We start from the raw sequence: 20460 nt of genomic DNA, 5'->3' as shown, positions 1-20460 counted from the left end.
GAGGTTCTGCATGCGCGCGTTGATGAAATCCCGCCCGGCTCCAGGTGCCGAGATCACCCAAGTCACGGATCCGAAAGTGGCGCCCGATGAAGTCCAGATTTGTGTGAAAGCGGCCTCGGTTTGCGGAACCGATCTCCATATCTTTCGTTGGGACGATTGGGCCGCATCGAGGATCAAAACTCCGTTGGTGTTCGGCCATGAGTGCGCTGGAGAGGTCGTCGAAGCGGGGTCGAGGGTGAGCGATGTGCCGGTAGGCGCGCATGTCTCCCTCGAAACGCATATCGCCTGCGGAATCTGTTATCAGTGTCGCACAGGGAGGGAGCATCTCTGCAAAAACGTTCGCATTGTCGGCGTCGATCGCCCCGGCGCCTTCGCGGAGTACATTTCCGTGCCCGCGCGAAATGTTTGGATCAACGATTCCGCCTTGCCGTGGGAAATCGCCACGATTTTAGAGCCCTTCGGAAACGCCGTGCATGCCGTGCAGGTGGGGGACGGAGTCACCGGAAAGACGGTTCTGGTTTCGGGCTGCGGTCCGATCGGAATGATGTCGATCGGCGTTGCGCGCGCGCAGGGAGCTCTGGCCATTTATGCCTCCGATATCAACCCCTATCGCCTCGAACTTGCCAAGCAAATGAACCCCACGGAAGTGTTTAACGCGGCCAAGCAGGACGTCTATGCGGAGGTCATGGATCGCACCGACGGGGAGGGGGTGGATGTGCTACTGGAGATGTCGGGCGCACCAGCGGCCGTCGAACAGGGATTTCGCATCTTAAAAAACGGCGGTTCCGTGGCGCTCTTGGGGTTGCCCAGTACGCCCATGAAGTTTGATCTGACGGAAAACATCATCTTTAAGGGAGCGCGGGTCTACGGTGTATTCGGCCGGCGGATGTTTCAAACCTGGTATCAGGTGAAAGCTCTGGTGCAATCCGGAAGCGTGGACTTAAAGAAAGTGATTACGCATTACTCCACACTCGATCGCTTTGAAGAAGCGATGACGACGTTGGAGTCGGGCAAGTGCGGAAAACTGGTATTTCGTATGTAGGGTTCCATGGACGCGCGATTTCAGGAACGAATTGAAAGCGAACTCGAACAGTTCAAGCGGGATGGTGTTTACAAACGCCTGAATACGCTCGAAGGTCCCCAGGCTCCGCGAGTCAAGATGCGGGGTTACGGCGAAGTCATTGTCCTCTCCTCAAACAACTACCTCGGCTTTGCCAATCAGTCGGACGTGAAGGCGGCGGCGAAGGCGGCAATCGATCGATACGGCAACGGCACCGCTTCCGTCCGTTTCATTTGCGGAACGCTGGCGATTCACGAAGAACTCGAAACGGCGACGGCGAAGTTCCTTCAGAAGGAAGCGTCCACCACATACACCTCCTGCTGGAACGCAAACGAAGCGCTCTTCGCCACTTTTCTGGGCGAGGAAGATCTGATTGTTTCGGACGCACTCAACCATGCCTCGATCATCGACGGGATCCGCCTGATCAAGAAAGTCCGGAAGGAAGTTTATCCGCACAACGACATGCAAGCCTTGGAGGAGATTCTCAAGAGTGCGGCGAATTGCCGGACGAAAATGATCGTCACGGACGGCGTTTTTTCGATGGAAGGGCACATCGCCAAGCTTCCCGAGATCTGCGATCTTGCGAAGAAATACAACGCTCTCGTCGTTATCGACGATTCACATGCCACCGGAGTTCTCGGCAAAACGGGCCGCGGCTCACCGGAGCATTACGGTCTGATGAAAGAAATCGACATCATCACGGGGACCTATGGAAAGGCTCTGGGAGGCGCCGCGGGCGGGTTCATCGCCGGTCCGAAAGCCGTGGTCGATTACTGCGTGCAGCGTTCCAGACCGCAGCTTTTTTCGAACGCGCTGCCGCCCTCCGTGGCCGCGGCGTCGTTGACGTCGATCCGGTATCTGGAAGCCCATCCCGAACGGGTCCAAAAACTTCGAGAGAACACGGTGTATTTTCGAAAAGCGGTGAAAGAGGCCGGATTCAAGCCATTGGAAGGGGAGACGCCGATCGTTCCCATAATCGTGGGCGAGACTTCGTTCGCCATTAAAATGAGCGAACAACTTCTTCAGGAGGGCGTATTCGTCACCGGCTTCGGATTTCCGGTCGTGCCCAAGGGGGAGGCTCGCCTTCGAATTCAGATTTCCGCCGCGCATGAAAAGAAAGATTTCGACGAGGCCCTGGCGGCCTTCAGGCAAGTCGGGAAAAAATTGGGGGTGATTCACTGATGGCGCGCCGATCTTGGGATGAATATTTTATGAAGATAGCGGTGGAGGTCTCCAGCCGTTCGACGTGCGACCGGAAATTCGTAGGCTCCGTCATCGTGCGGGACAAGATGATTTTGTCCACGGGATACAACGGTTCCATCCGGGGTTTACGTCACTGCTCCGAAGCCGGTCACATGATGGAGAACGATCATTGCGTGGCGACGATTCACGCCGAAGCGAACGCGATCATTCAAGCCGCACGGAACGGCGTGAACATTTCGAACGGAACGATCTACGTGACGGCGAGTCCTTGTTGGCCCTGCTTTAAGATGATCGCGAACGCGGGGATCACGCGGATCTGTTTCGGCGAATTTTATCGGGACCAGCGAATTTTCGATTTTGCCCAGAAACTGCGGATCGAGCTGGTGAAGCTCGATCCTGCGGCTCTGAACTGAACTCTCATCCTGATCTATTCTGTCGGTTTACTAGATAGATCGCGCCAATGCTGAATAGTAAAACGAACAGTACAATGGCGACGTCCGGCCTTGAATCAAAAAATATTTTGAGATTCGCAAACACCGATTGCCTTCCTATATCGAGCGGTCAAGAGAAAAGTATATCATCCGAACCTTTCCATCGAAGAGGCACCGAAAAAGTTTTTCGGAAAATCAGACCAAAACCAGCATTCCACTCCATCCACAATTCTCTGAAATTTATCTCGACTTAGATAGAAGGATCGAGTTTGATCTCCAAAATCGTGAGCGATCCTCGCAAGTTTTCGAACCTCAATTTCGTCCACCCGCTTCGTAGATTTGATTTCGACGAGGATAACCTGCCGTCCCTTCGAAAGAACGAGATCGACTTCGGCTCCATGTTTCGTTTGAAAGAAGGACAATCGAAAATCTCTTTGAAAATATTCATTCAATCGATGGATCTCTTGAATGACAAAAGACTCAAACAGATCTCCAAACTGGGATGTTCCCTCCACAGGTTTGGAATCCAACGATGCCTCTAAGGCTTTTTTTACACCGTTATCAAAAAAATAAAATTTTGGGGATTGAATCTGGCTCTTACGCACCGATCGGTGGTAGTGCGGTAAGATAAGACCGAGATAAGTTTCTTCCAAGATTTGAAAGTAACTTTGCACGGTCGGAACCTGAACTCCTACATCCCGTGAAACCGAAGAATAGTTGATGATGTTTCCTGAGGATTGGGCTGCGACCGTTAAGAATTCTCGAAAAGGCTCCAAGTTTCTTACAATTTGCTCGGCCTGGATCTCTTCTTTGATATAGGTGAGACAATAGGATCGAAGGTAAGCCTTCCTTTCAGCGTCCGATGATAAACTGAGAATCTTCGGAAGAGTCCCCCAATGTAATGCATGATCGATATCAAATTGATTCTGGATTTCTAAATACGTAAAAGGAAATAAAATATTTACAAAGGCACGCCCTGCCAACAGATTTGCACCTCCTCTTTTGAGTTTTCGGCTGCTGCTCCCTGTAAGAGCGAATTTTTGATGATATTTTTCAATCATTCGATGGACAATATTGAGTAGCTTGGGAAGTCTCTGGATTTCATCCAGAATAATCCACTCGTATTTTTTTTCAGAACAAAGATCCTCGATCATTTCCGGTTCGAGCATTAGGCGATCGAAAGTTTCGTCGTCGAGCAAATCAAGATAATAACTTTTGCGTGGGAGGTAGCTTTTTACAAAAGTTGATTTGCCGGTTCCGCGTGCCCCGAATAAGAAAAAACTGTTTGATATTATAGGTTTAACAAGTCTATTTACCATGCTATAAATTTATCCGCCAATTCTATAGCGTTGTCAACCGATCCACGCCGCCTTGCATCACAATGCGTTAGGTTTTTCTTATATCGCGCTTCTCGCCAAGATTCATGCTCGGAGAATTTTATCGGGACCAACGAATTTTCGATTTTGCCCAGAAACTGCGGATCGAGCTGGTGAAGCTCGATCCCGCGGCTCTAAGCTAGCTATATACTTTTACGGCCTCGCGAACGTGTCCGTGGTATCCGAGTGCCCGGCAAACGTTCTCCGGTAGAGAAGTTCGCGCGGTTCTTTCGTGCAATCGAAGATCTTCACTAAGAGCGAGTCCCCTTTATTGCCGGAGATCCACACCCTCAAGACGTTCAGTCCCAATTTCAGGTCGACTTGTTCCGACTTGGTGAACGGATGATTGTTGAAATCGTCCGGAGGAAAGATCTCATCGTCGTTGAGGTCAATCCTCGCGGCGTCGACGCTGCAGGTCTGGTTTCCCGAACAGGACGATTCGAGATCGGGAGAAGGCGTGGTCACTTCCATTTCCGCGCAAATGCCGGAGGAGCCCCCGCTGCTTGAACTGCTCGATCCGCTGGAGGATCCCCCCGAACTCGAAGAGCCGCTTGAGCTGCTGCCTGACGAACTGCCGCCGCTGGAGGAACTCGACGAACTCGATGTGCCTCCGCTGCCGGAGCTAGACGAGCTTTCAGGGTTGACCGAGGTTCCGTTATCCGTGACGGTGACGCCTCCGTCGTCGGTTTCGCCCACGGTAAAAAAGGCTTCCTCGCCGCCGGTTGGTTGAAAGGAGGTGCTGCTGTCGCAGGACGCCCAAATGGCGGCACCTGCCAAAAGAATGAAGGGGAGAAAGAACTTTGCGCGTCCCATGGATCGCCTCCTAATTGGAGTGGTCTCATTTGCCGCTGCGCGGCATAGCACACAAATCCTCGATTGCCAAGAGGTTAGGTCGCGATGTCTTTGTAAGTATCTGAAATTAAAATAAAAAGGGGCGGCCGATGCAATCGGCCGCCCCTTTTAGGGCTAGGATTCAAAACGACTTAACGAGAAACCGTATTCGGCGGCCCGGCGTCCCGAACCAGGGCCGTGGTTTCATAAAGCTTTACCTTCGGCTCCTTGGAGCAATCGTAAATATCCATGACCAGCTTATCCCCCGGAGAACCGGTCAACTTCGCATCCAGCGTGTTCTCTCCGGACTCAAGCGACACCTGCTCGCAAAGAACTTGGTCTTTATTGTGGAAGTCGCTCTGGTCGAAAATGACTACGTCGTTGAGCGAAACGACGGCTGACGATACGCCGTACGCAGTGGCGCAGAGTTCCGTGCAGCTGCCTACCCACAACGGACACCGTCAATAAAGCCAGAAGAAGCTTTGTTCGCATCGATTTCTGTCTCCTCTCAAAGTTAGGGGGAAGCGGAGACCTCGGACAATGGTGAGTACCCAGCAATGTCGGTGCCAAGCGTTCCCCCAGCGCAGGGATATCTAACTATTCGAAATGACCGTATATATTCATTTTGCTAGGCCAAATAGCCGGATAAGGGTATGAAATGTTTGCAGATTCGGTGAAAACTTGCGCTCACGTGACACCAGAGGGGCCAAAACGCCCCGGCATCAGACGGCTCCCATTTTGGGTGCGCATGAATCGATTGGTGGGGGCGTAAGCACTGCGATCGAGCGGGCGCAGAAGATTGAAGCGCAAGCCCTTCAATTGTTCACGAAAAACTCCAATCAATGGAAGGGAAAGCTCCTCACGTCCCAGGAGGCGGAAGAGTTTCGCGAAAAGAGGTCGAAAGCCGGGATTCAATTCGCCTTCGCGCACGACTCCTATCTGATCAACTTGGCCTCTCCGGACAAATCGCTGCGCGCACGGTCGATCGCGGCTTTCTTGGATGAGATGGACCGGGCGGAATTGCTGGATTTGGATTTCATTGTTTTTCACCCGGGCGCTCATATGGGGGATGGAATCGGCCAGGGCTGCGGTCGTGTGGCCGATGCGATGAGCCAGGTCTTGGAAAAGCGCCCCAAGCAAAATGTTCGCCTTTTGATCGAAAATGCTGCGGGGCAGGGGACGACGCTCGGCCGGACGTTTGAAGAGCTCGCTCAGATTCGTGAAGGGGTGGAGGACAAAGCCCGCGTCGGATTTTGTTTCGACACGTGCCATGCGTTCGCCGCGGGCTACGAGCTTCGAACGAAAGAAGGGTACGAGGCGACAATGAAGGAACTAAACCGAACGGTGGGACTCGACCACGTTCGAGCGTTTCATTTGAACGACTCGAAAAAAGGTGTCGATTGCCGAGTCGATCGCCATCAACATATCGGCAAGGGGGAAATCGGCTTGGAGGCCTTTCGAATGTTGTTAAACGATCCTCGATTCTCCGGCCGGCCGATGGTATTGGAGACGCCGAAATCCCACGATCTGCACGAAGACATTGAAAACCTAAGTACGTTACGTGGTTTGATCGATTAGAGCGCGGCCAATCGCATAATTAAGTCCACGCACCGACTTGAATATCCCCACTCGTTGTCGTACCACGAGACAGTTTTCACGAAGTTTCCGCGCAGGACCTTCGTGAACGGGGCGTCGAAGATCGCGGAGTGTGAGTTGCCGATGATATCGGACGAAACGATCGGCTCCGTCGAATACTGAACGATCCCCTTCATCGGGCCATCGGCGGCGTTTCGAACGGCGTCATTGATCTCGGCGACCGCCACATTTCTCTTGAGGACGGCCACGAAGTCGGTGATGGATCCATCCGGAATGGGAACACGCATCGACATCCCGTCCAGCTTTCCGCTCAGTTCGGGCAGGATCTTTCCCACCGCCTTGGCTGCTCCTGTGGTGGTCGGAATGATGTTTTCATTGGCGGCGCGAGCGCGGCGGAAGTCCTTGTGAAAGACGTCGGACAGGTGTTGATCGTTCGTGTAGGCGTGCACGGTCGTCATGAATCCCCGCTCGAGACCAAAAGCGTCGTGCAGAACTTTGACGATCGGGGCGAGGCAATTCGTCGTGCACGAGGCGTTGGACACGAGCTTGTGCTCGGGACGGAGGATGTGATCGTTGACGCCCAGAACGACCATGGCATCGAGAGCGTCTTTCGGAGGCACGGTCAAGATGACTCGCTTGGCGCCTGCCTGAACATGCTTTTCGACCTCCGCCCGGGATCGAAATCGTCCCGTCGATTCGATCACCACATCCACATTGAATTCCTTCCATGGAAGTTTGGCGGGATCGCTCTCGGTGAGCATCTTCATCCGTTGCGCTCCGGTGACGAGCTCGCCATCTTCCAGTTTGACCGGATGGGGGAACAACCCATGCACCGTGTCATACCGAAGAAGGTAGGCCAGGGTTTCATTTTCGGTGACGTCGTTGAGCGCCACGAATTCGATATCTTTCCGGTCGACGGCGATCCGAAAGACACCCCGGCCGATACGCCCGAAACCGTTGATGGCCACACGAACGGCCATTAGTGCGTTCCCCCCAGCTGGGCGATGGCGTGAATGACCTCCACGACCCGCTGGGCGTAAGCCCAGCCGTTGTCGTACCAAGAAATCGTCTTGACCAGTCGATCGCCGAGGACCTGCGTGGCGAGCGAATCGAAGACCACGGAATCGGTATCGCCGATGACGTCGCTGGAGACGATCGGGTCTTCCATGAATTCCACGATTCCTTTGTACGGCCCGCCGGCCGCGCTCCGGAAAATTTCGTTGACCGATTCCACGGTTACGGCGCGCGTGGTCTCGGTGACGAGGTCGACGTTGGAGCCGTCGGGAACGGGGACGTTCATCGCCATTCCGTCCAGACGGCCGTCTAATTCGGGAAGCACTTTCCCGATGACTTTGGGGGCGAACGTTTCGGTCGGAATGATGTTTTCGGCCGCCGCGCGCGATCGGCGCAAGTCCGTGTGCGGAACGTCGGCCAAGCGCTGATCGTTGGTATAGGCGTGAACCGTCGTCATAAAAGCTCGTTCGACGCCGAACGCCTCGTGGAGAATTTTGAGCGTGAGCGCCACGCAGTTGGCCGTGATCGAGCTGGTGGAAATGAGGCGGTGTTTCGGCGAAAGCACATGATCGTTCACGCCCCGGATTAAGATCGCATCGAGTTCGTCGGTGGGGGGGACCGTCAAGATCACTCGCTTGGCGCCGCGGGCCAGGTGCTTTTCGAGCCAGGCGCGCGTGCGGTATTTGGCCGAAGCTTCCACGACGATGTCGGCGCCGACGTCCCCCCAAGGAACCTCGCCCGGTTCGCGGAGCTGGAACATCCGGATCTGCTTCCCCTTCACATAAAGAGAATCCCCTTTGGCCACGACCGGGTCGGGAAAGCGGCCGTGGACCGTGTCGAACTTGAGGAGATACTCCATGGCCTTGGCGTCGCCCAGATCGCAGATCGCGACGATCTCGATTTCATTCTGGCTGTGAAGAATGCGGAAAATATTCCGCCCGATCCGGCCAAAGCCCATGATGCCGACTCGAATAGCCATTGCGCTTGCCAATGAAACATAACTGAGTGCCTCGGTCCATAAATACGGTGAGACATCGAGGTTGTCGATGCGCCGCGCTCTCGGTGCCCGGAGACTGAGGCGTACCGGGAAGTACGGCGAAGGAGACGGGTGCCGAGAGCGCGGATGCAGCGACGACCGAATGCCATCGTATTTATGGATCGAGGCACCTGGGGGACAAGTATGTGGCGAAAATCAATTTAAGGGCTCGTGTTCTCGCCAAGGAGCGCCGCAACCATTTGCCGCCGATAGGTTTCCCCGCCCACAATGTAGACGTCGTTGTGGTGGGCGCCGCGGACGGGGAAATATCGTTTCGGCTCGTTGGCCGCTTCAAAGAGCTTTCGTCCAAGGTCGAAAGGGACGATTTCATCCGCATCCCCGTGGAAAATGTGGATCGGAACATGAACTTTCTTAATCTTTTCAACAGAGTTATAGGCCTCCGGAACAAGGGCCGACGGAACCATCGGCATGACGACGTCGGCCATGTCCTTCATCGATGTGAACGTCGACTCCAGGACGACGCGCGCTACCGTCTCTCGAGACGCAAGATCGACCGCCGCCGCTCCTCCGAGCGATTCCCCGAAAAGAACGATCTCGGAAGGGTCTAGGCCTCCGATTTTTCGCAGGTAACCGTAGGCGGCTGACGCGTCCGCGTAAATTCCGTCTTCCGAAGGGCTCCCTTCACTTTGGCCATAGCCTCGGTAATCCAAAAGGAGAAACCGAAGGGGGATATCGCCCAATGCGTGAATGCGGTCGACCCGGTGGCTGATGTTTCCGGCATTGCCGTGAAAAAAGAGAACCGTGGTGCGATGCTTTTCTTCGCCGATCCACCACGCGTGAAGACGAACGTGGTCGGAAGTTTCGATCCAAGCATCCCGGTACGAAAGAGAGTAGGCGTCCGGTTTCTCGAAATAATCGCGTTCCGGGAAAAAGATGAACCGATCAGCCCACACGGATATTCCTCCACGGATGAGAAGAAGTGTTACCAGGAGCAGGGCAAGGCCGCGTACAAACCACGCTATCTTTGGGATGCGAGAAACGCTTCGACCTCTCCACGGCCGGGAATTCCTCTTTGCCCGCCGAGGGTCTTGCATTTGATCGCGGCGGCGGCGTTCGACAGACGAAGGGTTTCGGAAAGAGGCTTCTTTTCCAAAAGCGCGACCAAAAGGGCCCCTTGAAAGACGTCCCCCGCACCGGTGGTGTCACGGACGCTGATGTCAAAGGCCGAGGCGCTCATCATCTCGCCGTCGACCACGGCCGTCGCCCCTTTTTCGCCCCGCGTGCAACAGATGAAACGGGGACCCATCTTGGCCATCGCCTTCAGGGCCTTTTCGACCGTGCGCTCTCCGGTGAAAAGGAGAATCACCTCTTCTGGGCTGACGGTAATATGCGCGTGAGAGATCATTTCGGCAGTGTCGTGCGAGATGGTGTCGGCGTCGATGGCGACGATACAACCGGCTTCGCGCCCCATCTGAGCAAAAGGGATGACGGTCTCCGGCCGCCGCCCGCCGAGGAAAAGGATTTTTCCGCTGGTGATCGCCTCGTGGGCGAAATCGTCCGAGTTGATCGCCAGGCGTGCATCCAGATAGCTGAACACCGTGCGCGTTTTATTCTTTTTGTCCACGACGATGAACGCCGATTGGTTGGAGACGCCCGGAATGACTTTGGATTCCGAAAGATCGATCCCCTCGCGAACCAACGCTCCGCGGACGGCGCGACCCCCGGCATCGTCACCGAATTTTCCCAGGTATCGCGTCTTCGCCCCTAGTCGCGCGGCGGCCACGATCGTCGTGGCGACCTGCCCTCCCGGTTGGTTGTCCAACGTGAGAACCTCGGACTTCGTGTTCGGCACGGGATAGGTGGGAACCACCGCCAAGCGATCCCAGGAATTTCTTCCGATACCGACGATGTCGAACGAACGGTTTTGGGAAAAATCAAACATGGCTCAATTCGCCGTCTATAGAATACCTCGCGCCAGGTGTCTATTCCGTTTCGTAGTAAGCCAAGAGAGTTATTTGTAGACGTAGCGTTACGGGCTCCGGTCTCGGCGTGCACCCCCATTGCTCGGCGGCGCTCGCAATGGGGACCCCCGCCTCGCCACCCGTAACGCTACATCAATACACATTCGTGGGTAGGCTCTGGAATTTTGGAAACAGCGTTGCGATAAGGCGAAGAGACTCGCTTGGCTTACGGACCCACCGAAAGGTTTCCGCTCTGATTCAAGATCTGCGGCCCCATTTCGTAATGCGTTGTGGAGGGAATGAGGGGGAGCCTTTGGTGACGCGGGCGTCTCGGAGGGAGTCTCATCCATGGGTATAACGATGAGACTCCCGAGAGCCGAGCCGCCGATCGGCGCGTAATGCCGATCGGACGGCGTCCCGCGGAATCAAAGGCTCTCCAGCATTATCTCCTCAAATGTGACGAAGTTGGGCTAATCGAGTCCGCTTCGGGCCAAACGGATTAATTCCCGATACTCCCGGACTTGGCGAGCCGCTTCGTCGGATGTCCAGCCGAGCCGTTCTCTCAAAATCTGAGCGACATTTTCAACCGCGCCGCTGCCATGTTGACGATCGAGGAGCAGGAGCGAAAGCCGGCGGCCAAGGACGTCGCTGACCGTGGCGGCCATTTCTCGTTCGATGGCGTGGAGTGCAATACTGCGGAATTCATCGGGCGGAGGGGAAACGAACAAATCGAGAGCCGATGCGGGGGAGGTGGGCCGAATCGAGTCCTCCGCAGTCCGGCACGGGTTCAGTCGACTACGCCACTCGGGCGTATGGGCCGCAAGCCAATCTACGGTCTCTTCGGCCATTCGCCGATACGTGGTGTATTTCCCTCCCGCGATGGTGAGCAGTCCGGGCCGGTCCGAGAAAAGGTGGTGCTCGCGCGAAACCTTGGACGGGAGATTATGTTCATCCTGCAGAAGGGGACGGAGTCCCGCAAACACGCTGACAATGTCTGCCCGGAGCAGTTTTTCGTTCGGGAAGTAGTAGTTCGCGGTGTCGAGGAGGTAGTCGACGTCGGTTCTGCCTGGACAAACGGTCGCCGGGTCTCCTTCGAAATCGGTTTCGGTGGTTCCTACGAGCGTCGATCCACACCACGGAATCACGAATGTCACCCGTCCGTCGCTCGGCGCCAGCAGGAGCATCGCCCGACGGCGGGATAAGCGCCGGGGAGCCAAGATGATGTGCACGCCCTTCGTGAGTCTCAGTCGTTTCTTGAGCGACGGGTTTAGTTTTGCCCGCGTCAGATCGGACCAGGGGCCGGTGGCGTTCACGACCCAGCGCGCGCGAATGTCGAAGGACTTGCCCGACAGGCGATCCCGAACGACGACTCCGGTCACCCGTTCGTTCTCCTCCAAAAAACGGGTCACTTCGGCGTGATTGCACGCCAGACCTCCCTGATCCCAACCCGAACGGACGTTGGCAAGAGTCAACGCCGTGTCGTGGACGGCGGCGTCATAATAGAGAACGGAGCCGATCAATCCTTCCCTTCGGAGCTCCGGTTCGAGTTGGCGGGTTTTTCCTCGGGAATAAATGGAAGGGTGCCCGACGTTTCGGAACGCAGATAACAGGTCGTATAGCCAGACTCCTGCAGCGACCGCGGGAAGGCCCCATCGATGTCCCCGGTAAACCGGAACCAAGAAGGGGAGAGGCTGAACCCACGGAGAGGCGGTTTTCAGTAGGATCTTCCGTTCACGACTGGCTTCGAAAACAAGACCCCAGTCGAAAGTCTCGAGATAGCGAAGGCCACCATGAATCAGTTTGGACGATCGGCTCGAAGTTCCGACGGCGAAATCTTCTCGTTCGAAAAGAGCGGCGCGAAGGCTCCGCATCGCCGCATCTCGGAGACAGCCGGCACCGGTAATTCCTCCGCCGATGATCGCCACGTCGAGAGGCGTCTCTGAACAGATCGAGAGGACATCCAATCGGAGAGCCGCGGAGAACGTGGCCGCGCCTATACTCGGGTTACCGGAGCTTGATTTTGGGACCACTTGCTCTATAGTGCCCGCGCGTTCGGAAAATACCGAATGATTTCAATCAAATTTTGAGCCTTACGAGGAGGATTTCGATGAGATTTTGGCATATCGCAGCGCCGGTTGTGGCTCTGCTTGTTTCGATGAACAGTTTCGCGGCAGCGACCGTTTCCGGCAAAGTGAATTTCAAGGGGACGCCGCCGGCCGCGAAGCCGATCAAAATGAATGCGGACCCGAACTGCATGAAGTTGCATGCAAAAGCCGTGATGACGGATTACGTCATCGTGAACAAGAACGGGACGCTGAAGAACGCGTTCGTGTACGTCAAAGATGGTCTCACGGGAAAGAGTTTCACGGCGTCGACCACGGCTGTCACGTTCGATCAGCGCGGTTGCCAGTACGCACCTCACGTTTTCGGCATGATGGTGAATCAGCCGTTGAATATTCTCAACAGCGACCCCACGCTTCACAACGTCCACGCGATGCCGAAAGCGAGCAAGCAATTCAACGCGGGTATGCCGGTGAAAGACATGAAGATCACACGGAAATTTGAAAAGCCGGAAATCATGGTTCCGATCAAATGCGACGTTCATCCCTGGATGAAGGCGTACGTCGGGGTCCTCGACCATCCTTATTACAGCGTGACCAACGATGAAGGAGCGTTCGAGATTAAAGATCTTCCCGTTGGAAAGTACACGGTCACGGCATGGCACGAGAAGTACGGCACAAAAGACATGTCGATCACGGTCGAAGTAGGCAAGCCGGCCACGATCGATTTCACTTTTGAATCGACCGGCGCCGAGGCCGCGAAAGCTGAATAATCACTGAGCTGACGCCTAATGAATTCGGGCTCCGGTCACGACGGAACCCCACGAGACCATGCTCGTACCTGCGCGTGGTCTCGGGGGGTTCCGTCGTGCTACCCAAATTCATTCTGCAGGGCTCAGGAATCTAAAGAGAGTTGAAATGAAGACAGCGTGGGTACATCGATATGCCGTGTTTACGGCGTGCGCCACGCTGTTTCTCATTGTAGCAGGCGGACTTGTCACCAGCACCGGTTCGGGGTTAGCCGTTCCGGACTGGCCTCTTTCGTACGGCCAATGGTTTCCCCCCATGGTGGGAGGTATCTTTTACGAGCACGGCCATCGAATGGTGGCCGCCGGCGTCGGGTTTTTCACCGTCCTTCTGGCGTTTTGGCTTGCGTGGAAAGAACGTCGCTCCGTCCGAACGCTGGGATGGATCGCCTTGGCGGCCGTTATCCTTCAGGGTGTGCTGGGCGGTTTGACGGTGCTTTTCCTGTTGCCCGCTCCGATTTCGGTAGGGCACGCGTGTTTGGGGCAAACCTTTTTTTGCATCGTTGTCGCGATTGCGGTTTTGACGTCGCCGCGCTGGAAAAGCCTTTCCCGCGAAAACGAGAGTGCGGCGATCTCCGCGCTTTCCATAATGACGGCGTCCGCGATTTATCTTCAGTTGATATTGGGCGCTGTTATGCGCCACATCCAAGCGGGCCTCGCGATACCCGACTTTCCGCTTTCGTTCGGGCATCTCCTGCCTCCGCAATTTGATCTGCCGATCGCGATTCACTTTGCGCACCGAGTCTGGGGTGCGGTGGTTTTCCTGTTGGCTCTCTTAATATTTGTTCACGTGAAGCGACGGTACTCCGGCGTCCGATCGCTGATTCTTCCGGCGTCGATCCTGCTTGCTTTGACGGCGGCGCAGATCATTCTCGGCGGAATCACGATTTGGATGGAAAAGGCCGCTATCCCGGCGACGGCGCATGTAGCCACCGGCGCATCGATTCTCGCCACGGCTGTGGTTCTGGCGATGACGGCGGTTCGACGCTTCGCTTTACGTCGGGCGTCCTGGCGGCAATTGTTCTCGTCCGGACATGACTATTACATTTTGACCAAACCGAGGGTGACGTTTCTTGTCTGTGTTACGACATCGGTGGGGTATTACCTCGCTTCCTCCGGCTCGATGCATGCAGGTCATTTCATCTGGACGGTGGCCGCCACGGCGCTCGCAAGTGCCGGAGCCGGAACGCTGAACCAGGTCTTGGAGCGAAGAATCGACGGTCTGATGAAACGGACGGCGGGGAGGCCTCTCCCTACAGGACGCCTGAGCATGGTTCAGGGAGCTGGTTTTGGGATTGCATTATGCGTGCTGGGACTTTCGCTCTATTACACGCAAGTGAGCTCGAAGGCTGCGGTCCTTGCCGCCATCACGCTTGTTTCCTACCTCTTCGTCTACACGCCGCTCAAACCGGTGACACAGCTTTGTACGATCATCGGAGCCATCCCGGGTGCGATCCCGGCTTTGATCGGATGGGTGGCGGGAAGCGGATCCCTCAGTATTGGCGCGTGGATTTTGTTCGGCATTCTCTTTTTCTGGCAGCTCCCGCATTTTTTTTCGATCGCCTGGCTTTACCGCGACGACTATGCCCGGGCAAAGCTTGCCGTTCTGCCGGTCGTGGATCCGTCCGGACAAAGAACGGCGCGACAGACGTTGCTCTTTAGCATAGCCACGGTAACGATCGCGCTTTTGCCGACCTGGTTGGGACTCTCCGGCCTGATTTATCTGGCGGGAGCCAGCATCTTGGGCGTCATTTTTTTCTCTCATTGCCTCGTCTTGGCGCGCGAACGGTCGGTGGCGTGTGCGCGACGAGTCCTGATTTCTTCCGTGGTCTATCTTCCCTTTCTCCTGGCTCTGATGGCGGCGGATAAACAGTAGCCGGCCATGAAACAGACGAATTTTAACCTTCCGGCCGTCGAGACGATCGATCTCACGCATTCGTACGGAACGCGTATAGCCTTGAACGGCGTATCACTTTCCGTAAGTCGCGGAGAGAGCTTCGGTTTCCTGGGCCCGAACGGCGGCGGGAAGACGACACTCTTTCGCATTTTATCGACGCTGATTTCGCCGACTTCGGGAACGGCTCGGATCTTCGGCCGGGACGTGGCGAAGGAACCGAACCTCGCGCGAAAGGAGATCGGCGTGGTCTTTCAGAATCCGAGCTTGGACGCCCGGCTCACAGTTCGGGAGAATCTTGCGCATCAGGGGCATCTGTACGGCATGCATGGGAGATCGCTTCGGCAACGGGCGGACGATCTTCTGAATAGATTCGGGTTAATCGACCGCGCGAACGATACAGCATCCTCTCTTTCCGGCGGGCTTAAACGCCGAGTCGAAATCGCCAAAGCGTTGCTGCACACTCCGCGCCTTTTGCTCTTGGACGAACCGTCCACCGGCCTCGATCCCGCCGCTCGCCGGGAGGTCTGGAAGATGCTGGAGCAGCTTCGAAAAGAGGGCGACGTCACCGTTCTTTTGACGACACATATCATGGAGGAAGCCGATGGTTGCGACCGGATTGCGATTCTTCACCATGGAAGGGTCGTCTCCGTGGGTACGCCGGACGAACTCAAACGCAAAGTTCGAGGGGATGTGATCTCACTAGACGCGGGAAACGCGGCTCAATTGGCCGGCCGGATCGCCAAACGATTTTCCGTGGAGCCGACGGTCATCGACGGTTGCGTTCGGATCGAACATCCGCAGGCTACGCAATTTCTGGTCGACGTCGTCAACGAGTTTCGGACGGATATTTCGGCGGTCACGCTTCGAAAACCGACGCTGGAGGACGTGTTCGTGCATGAAACGGGGGACCGATTTTGGGAATCTCTGGCGGAGAATCGGGCATGATGTCGCTTTTCCTTCCTTCCCTCTCTTTGACGTGGCGCGAGATTATTCGCTTTTACCGGCAGCGGAGCCGCGTCGTGGGTGCGCTCCTCACTCCCTTGGTATTTTGGCTGGTCATCGGATCCGGGATCGATTGGTCGTTCGGCGGTGGAGCGGCCGGAGCGAAAGGCGGATACCGGGAATATTTCTACCCCGGTTCGCTTTTGATGATTTTGTTGTTCACGTCGATCTTCTCGACGATTTCGATTATTGAGGACCGCCGGGAAGGCTTTCTCCAAGGGGTTTTGGTGGCGCCGGTCTCTCGGGGGAGCATCGTGTTGGGAAAGACGTTTGGAGCCTGCATTCTTTCCGTCATGCAGGGACTTATCTTTCTCATTCTGGCTCCGTTGGCGGGCATTCCGCTTAGCGTGTCCACTCTCGTCGTTCTGATGGTGGTTTTGACGCTGGTCAGCTTCGGCCTTTCGACCCTCGGCTTCTTGTTGGCCTGGCGGATGGAGTCGATCCAGGGGTTTCACTCGATTATGAACCTTTTCCTGATGCCTCTTTGGCTGGCGTCCGGAGCCGTCTTCCCGGCATCGGGGGCGCCCACGTGGATGAAGTGGATCTTGGCGGCGAATCCGTTGACCTATTCGATGGCGCTCATTCGACACGCGATGGGAACGCCGAACACGGCCGGGCTTCCGTCGGCGGGATTGTCACTTGCGGTGGTCGTCTTATTTTCGCTGGTTTTGTTCGGCTGGGCCTCGATTGAAGTGCGCCGGCCGCGGAAGACTTTCGCCGGCTGATGTCCTTTCGCGATCTTCCAGCGCTCAACGCATTTCTCAACACGCTTACGTCTATTTTCCTGGTCACCGGTTTTGTCTCGATCCGGCGAAAACAAATTACGGCGCACAAAGTATGCATGGTTTCGGCTTTGGTCTGCTCCATCGTTTTTCTGACGTCTTATCTCACCTATCATTACGTAGCCGGTGCGACGCCCTTCCCGGGTGTCGGTTGGATCCGACCGGCGTATTTCGGCCTCCTCATTTCGCACACGATTTTGGCTGCGATCGTTCCGCCGCTCGCGGTCGTCACGGCCATGCGCGCCTTCCAGGGGGCGTTTGATCGGCACCGCCGGATCGCCCGCTGGACGCTCCCCATCTGGCTCTATGTTTCGGTGACCGGTGTTTTGGTGTATTGGCTGCTCTACCATGTCTATCCACCCGTGTAACTCCTTGTGCTAAAATGCCGGCTACAGAGGGAAATATGATTCAGTTCTCGGATGCCGCTAAGAAAAAGGTGGTTGAATACATCGAGGGGCAAAAGAAGGACGGATTGGTCCTCCGTATCGCGGTTACAGGAAAGAGCGGCGGTACCTACACCTACGCGTTCGGTTTGGACGAAGAAAAAAACACCAAACCGACGGACGTAACGATGAACATCGGCGGCTTTAAGACGGTGTTCGACGCGGAGAGCGCAAAAAAACTTCAGGGAGCCACGATCGATTGGATCGAGTCCGTCTCCGGCGCTGGATTCAATATTGAAAATCCGAATCAACCGGCTTCGACGTGGAGTGATCCGATAGCGCAGAAAATTCAGGAACTCTTGGACAACGAAATCAATCCAGCGGTCGCCACGCACGGCGGCTTCGTCGAATTGGTCGACGTCCAGGGGAAAAAGGTATTGCTTCGCCTGGCGGGCGGATGCCATGGTTGCGGAATGGCGAACGTCACGCTTCGTCAGGGAATCGAGCTGAAGATCAAAGAGGCTCTTCCGGAGGTCGAGGAGATCATCGACGTGACCGATCACGCGAGCGGCGAAAATCCGTATTACGCACCCGAACACAAGTAGTCGGCGCAAAACAATTTGATATGAAAATCATCGGCCTCATTGGAGGAACCACATGGGCCTCGACGATTGAAAATTATCCTATCATCAACGAGCACGTCGGGCGGACACTCGGGGGGCATCATTCGGCAAAGATCCTTCTCGCCAGCATCGATTTTCAAGAAATTGAAGAGCCGTCTCACCGTGGGAATTGGGACGTTGTCCAGACCCTTTTGATTGCAGGAGCTCGGCGACTTGAAAATGGTGGGGCCGATCTGTTCTTGATTTGCGCGAACGCACTTCACAAAGTGAAGGGCTTGACGACGAGTTTTAAGATGAAAACGCGTATTCGCCTGAATGCCACTCCTACAGCCTATTTACAGCCCCGATCGCACAGGCTTATACTAGGCGAGTGAAAAATATCATGTTTACAGCGATCATCCGCAAAGAGGGCCGACGATATTCATCTCTTTGTCCAGAGCTTGACGTCGCCAGCTGCGGTGACACGATTCCAGACGCTATTTCTTCGCTCCGAAAGGCGATTCGTCTTTATCTTCGGGTGTCTAAAAAGTCTCTGCGACGATCATCTTCAACTCCGATATTTGTGACCCAATTTCGGCTCGCTTCCTGATCCCCCCCAATGCCCAAATTGGGTAATCTGAGTTACCGCGACGTTGTGAGGCTGCTTGCATCCGAGGGCTTTGTACTCATTCGCCAAGAAGGTTCCCATGTTGCATTTCAGGGGCCGAAAGTCGACCGGCTTACAGCCGAAATGAGCGGCCGAAGGATCAACATTTTGAACGGTTACGGGTTACCCCCGGTCCTGGGAAAAGAAAAAAACATCTGAAATTCGGTCCGGACCCCCAGACGGGCTGGATGGAGCGTTAACGCACCGCGCGCTTAAACCGAGGTCCCTTCAGACGGAAAAATAAGTCGCTTCGGGATGATGAAAAACCAAAGCCGAGACGCTCGCTTCGGGGTCCATCATAAATCCTTCGGTCAGTTCCACGCCGATTTCCTCCGCTTGCAAAGTGAAGCGAAAGATCTCGGCCATCTTGGAAAGATCCCAAAATCCGCAGGGGTGAAAGACGATGTCCGAAGGATTTTGCGTGTCAAACGCGCCATCGGTGGCCAGAAGATGGAGGTGAGAGTGCCAGTTGAGCTCGTCGCCGTGCTTTTGAATGAGGGTAATCAGCGCGGAAGGAATGCTTTAGAAGATGACGTTCGGAATTCACTTCGTCGAGTGAATGCATATCGGTCCTCCGTAAAATAAGCGGGTCCAAAATGTAAGTGAGGGGAGGGGATTAATCAACGAAACTTATCTTGCCATCGCTGTGGCAACGTCGGCTTTGGCTTTCTCTTGTTGGCGGCACAACGAATAAATAGAAGAGCCAGGGCGAGAATGTCCGCAAACCTTGCGGTCTGGTTTGTGTGGCAGCCGGCCGAGCTGGATACAACGTGAGGACCTTCAGATGTAAATGCATTATCGATGGCAGCGTTGTCTATGACTTCGACGGCAAGTGCATCGCTTCGAACAACACCGCCCCGCCCGTCATCCGCCGTGACCGAGACGTAGTAGAGGCCGACGGCGTCGAAGACGTGGGCAACCGGGTCCGCTCCCGCACCTGACAACCGGGTTTCGTCACCGAAATCCCAAGTCAATCGCAGTGGGTCCCCATCGGGATCCGAAGCCGTTGCCGAGAAAGTGACGGAGAGCGGTGCCGTCCCGAGGAAAATGTCCGCTGTCACGTTGACCTGGGGAAGCCGGTTTCCGGGTTCCCGGACGTTGATGCTCAGTTCGTCCATAGAGGAAGCGGGGCCGTCGCTCACGGTCAGGCGCAGGACGTAGGTACCGGCGGAGGAGAAGCCGGCCGTGGTGGAAAGGGCGGTGGGGGAGCCAAACGTAACACCGGCGGGTCCGGTCCAAGCGTAGGTGAGCCGGGCTGGGGGGTTGGGCAGACCGTCGTCCGAGGTGGTTCCCGAAAGGCTCGCAACCGCGGGCAGGACGATCGTCTGGTCCGGCCCGGCGTAGACCGTCGGCGGCTGGTTGGTGGGAGCTGTCGTTGTGAATGTATAGTCGGCGCTCAGGCCGAGGTTTCCGGCGGCGTCTTTGGAGCGAACACGGTAGTGGTAGAGCGTTCCGGCCGATAAACCGGCAAGGGCCGTCGAATGCGATGTTGCAAGACTCGTGTTGAGCGATGTCGATGAGCCGTACGATGCGGTCGTGCCGTAGTCCACCTGCGAATCGCTCGCTTCGTTCGTGGTCCAGGTGATGGTGGCCGCTGTTTGCGTGACGCCCCCGGCGCCGACGTTCGAGATGACCGGCGGTGTTGTGTCGTTGCTGGCGAGGATCAGGAGCTCATCGAAGGCGCTCAGAGAGCCGTCGCTCACGGTCAGGCGCAGGATGTAGGTACCGGCGGAGGAGAAGCCGGCCGTGGTGGAAAGGGCGGTGGGGGAGCCAAACGTAACACCGGCGGGTC

At 55.9% G+C, this 20460-nt stretch carries 23 protein-coding genes; 13 read left to right on the top strand and 10 right to left on the bottom strand.

Features of this window, described 5'->3' with window-relative positions; all coding sequences use genetic code 11:
* The 3 genes from tdh to VI895_04855 form a co-directional block, all read left to right on the top strand.
* Positions 1-1042 (top strand): L-threonine 3-dehydrogenase (gene tdh / locus VI895_04865; GenBank protein HLG19134.1); only part of this gene is annotated, 1042 nt, incomplete at its 5' end.
* Between the two features lie 6 nt (positions 1043-1048).
* Positions 1049-2242, top strand: a complete 1194-nt coding sequence (locus VI895_04860; GenBank protein ID HLG19133.1) for a glycine C-acetyltransferase — start codon at positions 1049-1051, stop codon at positions 2240-2242.
* Entirely contained in the window at positions 2239-2676 is a 438-nt protein-coding gene (locus VI895_04855; GenBank protein ID HLG19132.1) for a cytidine/deoxycytidylate deaminase family protein, read from the top strand. Before VI895_04860 ends, VI895_04855 begins: the two co-directional genes overlap by 4 nt.
* Positions 2677-2840: 164 nt before the next feature.
* On the opposite strand, the gene VI895_04850 is transcribed toward VI895_04855, so the two are convergent.
* Positions 2841-4013 (bottom strand): ATP-binding protein, encoded by a 1173-nt coding sequence (locus VI895_04850; protein ID HLG19131.1) that lies wholly within the window; start codon positions 4011-4013, stop codon positions 2841-2843.
* Between the two features lie 210 nt (positions 4014-4223).
* Positions 4224-4535 (bottom strand): hypothetical protein, encoded by a 312-nt coding sequence (locus VI895_04845; GenBank protein ID HLG19130.1) that lies wholly within the window; start codon positions 4533-4535, stop codon positions 4224-4226.
* Here VI895_04845 and VI895_04840 point away from each other — a divergent pair.
* Complete coding sequence (locus VI895_04840; protein ID HLG19129.1) at positions 4528-4800, top strand: hypothetical protein; 273 nt, start codon at positions 4528-4530, stop codon at positions 4798-4800. The two genes, VI895_04845 and VI895_04840, sit on opposite strands and share 8 nt — an antisense overlap.
* A 253-nt stretch (positions 4801-5053) precedes the next feature.
* Here VI895_04840 and VI895_04835 read toward each other — a convergent pair whose 3' ends face one another.
* Complete coding sequence (locus VI895_04835; GenBank protein ID HLG19128.1) at positions 5054-5353, bottom strand: hypothetical protein; 300 nt, start codon at positions 5351-5353, stop codon at positions 5054-5056.
* Between the two features lie 229 nt (positions 5354-5582).
* Here VI895_04835 and VI895_04830 point away from each other — a divergent pair, with 229 nt between their 5' ends.
* A complete protein-coding gene (locus VI895_04830; GenBank protein ID HLG19127.1) occupies positions 5583-6479 on the top strand; it encodes a deoxyribonuclease IV in 897 nt (298 codons plus the stop codon).
* On the opposite strand, the gene gap is transcribed toward VI895_04830, so the two are convergent.
* From gap to VI895_04805, 5 genes are all read right to left on the bottom strand, one after another.
* On the bottom strand, positions 6476-7477 hold the full coding sequence (gene gap, locus VI895_04825) for a type I glyceraldehyde-3-phosphate dehydrogenase (protein ID HLG19126.1): 1002 nt from the start codon (positions 7475-7477) through the stop codon (positions 6476-6478). The two genes, VI895_04830 and gap, sit on opposite strands and share 4 nt — an antisense overlap.
* Complete coding sequence (locus tag VI895_04820; protein HLG19125.1) at positions 7477-8490, bottom strand: type I glyceraldehyde-3-phosphate dehydrogenase; 1014 nt, start codon at positions 8488-8490, stop codon at positions 7477-7479. Before VI895_04820 ends, gap begins: the two co-directional genes overlap by 1 nt.
* A gap of 218 nt (positions 8491-8708) precedes the next feature.
* Positions 8709-9461, bottom strand: a complete 753-nt coding sequence (locus VI895_04815) for an alpha/beta hydrolase (protein ID HLG19124.1) — start codon at positions 9459-9461, stop codon at positions 8709-8711.
* Between the two features lie 65 nt (positions 9462-9526).
* Positions 9527-10450 carry a PfkB family carbohydrate kinase gene (locus VI895_04810; GenBank protein ID HLG19123.1) on the bottom strand — a complete coding sequence of 308 codons (924 nt, stop codon included), beginning with the start codon at positions 10448-10450 and terminating at the stop codon, positions 9527-9529.
* A 489-nt stretch (positions 10451-10939) separates the two neighbouring features.
* Positions 10940-12499, bottom strand: a complete 1560-nt coding sequence (locus VI895_04805; GenBank protein HLG19122.1) for a glycerol-3-phosphate dehydrogenase/oxidase — start codon at positions 12497-12499, stop codon at positions 10940-10942.
* 77 nt (positions 12500-12576) lie between these two features.
* Here VI895_04805 and VI895_04800 point away from each other — a divergent pair, with 77 nt between their 5' ends.
* The 8 genes from VI895_04800 (at position 12577) to VI895_04765 (ending at position 18827) form a co-directional block, all read left to right on the top strand.
* Positions 12577-13302, top strand: a complete 726-nt coding sequence (locus VI895_04800) for a carboxypeptidase regulatory-like domain-containing protein (protein HLG19121.1) — start codon at positions 12577-12579, stop codon at positions 13300-13302.
* 145 nt (positions 13303-13447) lie between these two features.
* Positions 13448-15211 carry a heme o synthase gene (gene cyoE, locus VI895_04795; protein ID HLG19120.1) on the top strand — a complete coding sequence of 588 codons (1764 nt, stop codon included), beginning with the start codon at positions 13448-13450 and terminating at the stop codon, positions 15209-15211.
* Positions 15212-15217: 6 nt separating this feature from the next.
* The gene (locus VI895_04790) at positions 15218-16177 is read left to right on the top strand and encodes an ABC transporter ATP-binding protein (protein ID HLG19119.1); all 960 of its coding nucleotides are present in this window, start codon (positions 15218-15220) and stop codon (positions 16175-16177) included.
* A complete protein-coding gene (locus tag VI895_04785; GenBank protein ID HLG19118.1) occupies positions 16174-16959 on the top strand; it encodes an ABC transporter permease in 786 nt (261 codons plus the stop codon). Before VI895_04790 ends, VI895_04785 begins: the two co-directional genes overlap by 4 nt.
* Positions 16959-17384: a DUF420 domain-containing protein gene (locus VI895_04780; protein ID HLG19117.1), complete on the top strand. Its 426-nt coding sequence runs from the start codon at positions 16959-16961 to the stop codon at positions 17382-17384. The genes VI895_04785 and VI895_04780 overlap by 1 nt, the downstream gene beginning before the upstream one ends.
* A 35-nt stretch (positions 17385-17419) precedes the next feature.
* Positions 17420-18004, top strand: coding sequence for an iron-sulfur cluster assembly accessory protein (locus VI895_04775; GenBank protein ID HLG19116.1), 585 nt, complete (start codon positions 17420-17422; stop codon positions 18002-18004).
* A gap of 20 nt (positions 18005-18024) precedes the next feature.
* Positions 18025-18396 carry a hypothetical protein gene (locus VI895_04770; protein ID HLG19115.1) on the top strand — a complete coding sequence of 124 codons (372 nt, stop codon included), beginning with the start codon at positions 18025-18027 and terminating at the stop codon, positions 18394-18396.
* Positions 18397-18620: 224 nt separating this feature from the next.
* Positions 18621-18827 (top strand): type II toxin-antitoxin system HicA family toxin, encoded by a 207-nt coding sequence (locus VI895_04765; protein ID HLG19114.1) that lies wholly within the window; start codon positions 18621-18623, stop codon positions 18825-18827.
* A 69-nt stretch (positions 18828-18896) separates the two neighbouring features.
* Here the strand turns inward: VI895_04765 and VI895_04760 are convergent, their stop codons facing one another.
* Positions 18897-19163 carry a vitamin B12 dependent-methionine synthase activation domain-containing protein gene (locus VI895_04760; GenBank protein ID HLG19113.1) on the bottom strand — a complete coding sequence of 89 codons (267 nt, stop codon included), beginning with the start codon at positions 19161-19163 and terminating at the stop codon, positions 18897-18899.
* A gap of 125 nt (positions 19164-19288) precedes the next feature.
* The coding region (locus VI895_04755) for a PKD domain-containing protein (GenBank protein ID HLG19112.1) at positions 19289-20460 on the bottom strand (1172 nt) is incomplete at its 5' end.

Source organism: Bdellovibrionota bacterium, assembly GCA_035292885.1.
Classification (GTDB): Bacteria; Bdellovibrionota_G; JALEGL01; order JALEGL01; family DATDPG01; genus DATDPG01.
The sequence above is the reverse complement of the archived record's forward strand: the minus strand, read 5'-3'. Positions and strand labels throughout refer to the sequence as shown.

Coding starts and splice junctions, on each gene's coding strand:
- VI895_04860 (HLG19133.1), top strand. CDS start 1,049: ATGGACGCGCGATTTCAGGAACGAATTGAAAGCGAACTCGAACAGTTC.
- VI895_04850 (HLG19131.1), bottom strand. CDS start 4,013: ATGGTAAATAGACTTGTTAAACCTATAATATCAAACAGTTTTTTCTTA.
- gap (HLG19126.1), bottom strand. CDS start 7,477: ATGGCCGTTCGTGTGGCCATCAACGGTTTCGGGCGTATCGGCCGGGGT.
- VI895_04820 (HLG19125.1), bottom strand. CDS start 8,490: ATGGCTATTCGAGTCGGCATCATGGGCTTTGGCCGGATCGGGCGGAAT.
- VI895_04810 (HLG19123.1), bottom strand. CDS start 10,450: ATGTTTGATTTTTCCCAAAACCGTTCGTTCGACATCGTCGGTATCGGA.
- VI895_04800 (HLG19121.1), top strand. CDS start 12,577: ATGAGATTTTGGCATATCGCAGCGCCGGTTGTGGCTCTGCTTGTTTCG.
- cyoE (HLG19120.1), top strand. CDS start 13,448: ATGAAGACAGCGTGGGTACATCGATATGCCGTGTTTACGGCGTGCGCC.
- VI895_04790 (HLG19119.1), top strand. CDS start 15,218: ATGAAACAGACGAATTTTAACCTTCCGGCCGTCGAGACGATCGATCTC.
- VI895_04785 (HLG19118.1), top strand. CDS start 16,174: ATGATGTCGCTTTTCCTTCCTTCCCTCTCTTTGACGTGGCGCGAGATT.
- VI895_04780 (HLG19117.1), top strand. CDS start 16,959: ATGTCCTTTCGCGATCTTCCAGCGCTCAACGCATTTCTCAACACGCTT.
- VI895_04775 (HLG19116.1), top strand. CDS start 17,420: ATGATTCAGTTCTCGGATGCCGCTAAGAAAAAGGTGGTTGAATACATC.
- VI895_04770 (HLG19115.1), top strand. CDS start 18,025: ATGAAAATCATCGGCCTCATTGGAGGAACCACATGGGCCTCGACGATT.
- VI895_04765 (HLG19114.1), top strand. CDS start 18,621: ATGCCCAAATTGGGTAATCTGAGTTACCGCGACGTTGTGAGGCTGCTT.